Genomic DNA, 4002 nt, shown 5'->3' on the forward strand with positions numbered 1-4002 from the left:
GTTACGTGATTCCGAGCCGCAACGGAGACAGCCTATTTTACTTTACGAATTGAAGAAATATAGGAAAACAGGTTGTGTTTTAGGACAAAGTATGGTAAAATATTTTTGTTTGACTATAAGAAAATGGAGAGGTGCAGGCGGATGTCAGTAATACATGTTATTTTGTCAATCATATATGTAATTCTTGGTGTTGCAATATCAGTGGTTATCCTGATGCAGGAAGGTAAGTCCAACGGACTGGGGAGCGCAATTGGCGGAATCTCCACAGACAGTTACTGGAGTAAGAACAGAGGCCGTTCCATGGAAGGTGCGCTGGAGCACTTTACCAGGTATGGAGCCATTGCATTCATGCTCATTACCATTGCCCTGAACGTGCTGCTTAAGGTCATGGGGTAATTAAGATAACAGAAGGATAAGTGACGAAAACACCCTTGTATTCATATAAGGGTGTTTTATTTCATTCAGGCGGGTTTTGACCTGTTTTCGTACAGGCAGGACATTTATAAGAAAGAGGTTATATGGAAAAAGAAATATTGGAACAGAAGGCAAAGATGCTGGAAGAGGTGATGAACGACAAGTCCTACGTGCCCATGAAGGCAAAGGAACTGGCCATGCTTTTAGGCATTCCCAAATCACAGAGAGATGAACTGACACAGGTATTGGACTATCTGGTATCTGAGGGCAGAATCGGAATTTCCAAGAAGGGAAAATATGGGAAACCGGAAGTTTTTTCTGTCAACGGTATATTTTGCGGACATCCCAAGGGGTTTGGTTTTGTGACCGTGGAAGGCATGGAGCAGGATGTGTTTATCCCTGAGGACAGGACAGGAGCGGCCCTTCACGGGGACAGGGTCCAGATTGTGGTGGAATCCCAGGACCGGGGAGGCGGCCGGAGGGCTGAAGGCTCGGTGCTTAAAGTGCTGGAACATGCCAACAAAGAGGTGGTTGGGTATTACCAGAAAAGCAAGGGCTTCGGGTTTGTGATTCCGGATAACCAGAAGATTTCCAAGGATATTTTCATTCCCCAGGGCTGCGATATGGGTGCTGTCACCGGGCATAAGGTGGTGGCGCGGATTAAGGAGTTTGGAGACGCGAACCATAAGCCGGAGGGTGTAGTGACGGAGATTCTGGGCCATGTCAATGATCCGGGAACAGACATACTGTCCATTGTAAGGGCCTATGGACTGCCGGAGGAGTTTCCGCCGGAGGTCATGGACGAGGTGGAAGGGTGTCCGGATGAAGTGGCTGTGCCTGGTATGACAAGGGATGAGGAAACCTGGGACGGACCTTACGGCATTGGTGATTTGACATCGCCGGCAGACTGGACCGGTGATTTGGCCGGCCGCCTGGATTTACGGGGACTGCGTACGGTCACCATTGACGGCGAGGACGCCAAGGACCTGGACGATGCAGTAACCCTGTGCAGGAACGGACAGGGAGGTTATATCCTGGGAGTTCACATTGCGGATGTGAGCCATTATGTAAAAGAAGGCCGTCCGTTGGACAAGGAGGCATTAAAGCGGGGCACCAGCGTTTATCTGGTGGACAGGGTGATTCCCATGCTGCCCCATAAGCTGTCCAATGGAATCTGTTCCCTTAACGCTGGCACAGACCGCCTGGCCTTAAGCTGCATCATGGAACTGGATGACCAGGGAAACGTGCTGGACCACAAAATCGCGGAGACAGTGATTCATGTGGACCGTCGAATGACATACACGGCGGTGAATGCCATTGTCACGGACGGGGACGAAACTGTCATGGCTGAGTATGAGGGGTTTGTGCCCATGTTTATGCTGATGAAAGAGGTATCTGACATACTCAGGGAAAAGCGGAAGAAACGGGGAGCCATTGACTTTGACTTTCCGGAGAGCAAGATTATCCTGGATGCCCAGGGAAAGCCCCTGGAGATCAAACCATATGAGCGCAATGCTGCCACAAAAATCATAGAGGATTTCATGCTGGCAGCCAATGAGACTGTGGCGGAGGATTACTTCTGGCAATCCCTGCCCTTCCTCTACAGAACCCATGACAATCCGGATCCGGAGAAGATGAAGCAGCTGGGAACCTTTATCCATAATTTTGGATATTTCATCCGGCTTCAGCAGGGGGAGATTCATCCCAAGGAATTACAAAAGCTTTTGGATAAGATAGAGGGAACGCCTGAGGAGGTGCTTCTTTCCAGGCTGACCCTGCGCTCCATGAAGCAGGCAAAGTACACCACCCTGTGCTCCGGCCATTTTGGCCTGGCTGCCAGGTATTACACACATTTTACTTCGCCCATCCGAAGATATCCGGACCTCCAGATTCACCGTATCATAAAGGAAAGCCTGAAGGGCGGACTGGGAGACAAGAGGGCCGGCCATTACGAAGCCATACTGCCTGGGGTCGCCATGCAGACATCGGCTCTGGAGCGCCGTGCAGAGGAAGCGGAGCGTGAGACGGACAAGCTTAAAAAGTGCGAGTATATGTCCAGATTTATCGGGCAGGAGTTTGACGGCGTAATATCAGGCGTCACCAACTGGGGGCTGTATGTGGAGCTTCCCAACACGGTGGAAGGACTGGTCCGCATAAGCGAGCTGAGGGATGATTATTATATATTTGATGAACAGCATTACGAACTGGTGGGAGAGATGACCAGGAAAACATTTAAGCTGGGCCAGCCCATACGGGTCCAGGTGGCGTCCACGGACCGTCTGCTTAGGACAGTGGATTTTATCCTGCCCAGAGACTGGGACAGGAGCGCGGGTAAGGGAGCTTCCGTGTAAGGCTGTAAGTCATACATGCAATTATGACTGGAAAGAAAGGGAAACACCATGGGGAAGGAAAGTATTAAACTGGTTGCGAACAATAAGAAGGCATACCATGATTATTTTATTGATGAGAAATACGAGGCGGGCATCGAGCTCTTTGGCACGGAGGTAAAATCCATTCGCATGGGAAAATGCAGCGTTAAGGAAGCCTTTGTGAAGATTGACAGAGGTGAGGTGTATGTGTGCGGTATGCACATCAGCCCCTATGAGAAGGGAAATATATTCAATAAAGATCCTCTGCGTGTCAGAAGGCTTTTGCTGCATAAATACGAAATCATGAAGCTGAACGGCAAGATTGCGGAGAAGGGCTATACCCTGGTGCCTCTCCAGGTTTATTTTAAAGGCAGTCTGGTGAAGGTAGAGGTGGGTCTGGCCCGTGGTAAGAAGCTCTACGACAAGCGGGCAGACATTGCCAAGAAGGACCAGAGAAGGGAACTGGAAAAGGAATTTAAGGTAAAAAATCTGTATTAGGGATAGGAACGAGAGGATATTATGAGGATTGGCAGTAACAAGGGGAGTGAAGTGGAAGCATACACAGATTTCATAAAGGAGGCTGAGGGCCTTAAGTCCACTCTGCGCACTGCCTGGACTGCTGAGGGACGGCAGGAGAGCACTGCGGAGCACTCCTGGCGCCTGGCTCTGTTTGCCGGGGTGATGTGCAGGGAATTTCCGGAACTGGACAGGGAGAAAGTACTGATGATGTGCCTTGTTCACGACCTGGGGGAACGGTACAGCGGAGACATATCGGCAGCATTGCGGCCGGATGCCGGTGATAAACTGAACCAGGAAAGGGAAGATGTACAGCGGATATGCGGTTTTTTGCCAAAAGGAGAGGAAGGGGAGGTGTCCGGGCTGTGGGAGGAATACAGTCAGGGCATTACCCCGGAAGCCAGATTTGTAAAAGCCCTGGATAAGGCGGAAACCATTATCCAGCACAGCCAGGGAAGAAATCCTGCCGGGTTTGACTATGGATTTAATCTGGAATACGGAAAGGAATACTTTGAGCAGGATGAACGGCTGGAAGCCCTGCGCAGCCTGATTGATGCAGAAACAAGGACGCGCATGGAAATAAAATAATGCGCAAGAAACGGTGAAGAATAGAACAACAAAAAAGCAAGCAGTTTCATCTGCTTGCTTTTTTCATGACCTGACCGGGAATCGAACCCGGGTTTACGCCGTGAGAGGGCGTCGT

The 4002-nt window shown here is 50.1% G+C and carries 4 protein-coding genes; all 4 read left to right on the top strand.

What is annotated here, in order from left to right:
* Positions 1–141: 141 nt before the first annotated feature.
* The 4 genes from secG to LI015_RS27695 all read left to right on the top strand — a co-directional run bounded on the left by secG (position 142) and on the right by LI015_RS27695 (position 3887).
* Entirely contained in the window at positions 142–396 is a 255-nt protein-coding gene (gene secG / locus LI015_RS27680) for a preprotein translocase subunit SecG (protein WP_002569631.1), read from the top strand.
* A 155-nt stretch (positions 397–551) separates the two neighbouring features.
* Complete coding sequence (gene rnr, locus LI015_RS27685) at positions 552–2765, top strand: ribonuclease R (RefSeq protein ID WP_002572182.1); 2214 nt, start codon at positions 552–554, stop codon at positions 2763–2765.
* Between the two features lie 48 nt (positions 2766–2813).
* Complete coding sequence (smpB, locus tag LI015_RS27690; protein ID WP_002569629.1) at positions 2814–3281, top strand: SsrA-binding protein SmpB; 468 nt, start codon at positions 2814–2816, stop codon at positions 3279–3281.
* A 21-nt stretch (positions 3282–3302) separates the two neighbouring features.
* Complete coding sequence (locus LI015_RS27695; protein WP_002569628.1) at positions 3303–3887, top strand: HD domain-containing protein; 585 nt, start codon at positions 3303–3305, stop codon at positions 3885–3887.
* The last annotated feature ends 115 nt before the right edge of the window (positions 3888–4002 follow it).

The sequence above is a fragment of the Enterocloster sp. 210928-DFI.2.20 genome, assembly GCF_020554465.1.
GTDB lineage: Bacteria > Bacillota > Clostridia > Lachnospirales > Lachnospiraceae > Enterocloster > Enterocloster bolteae.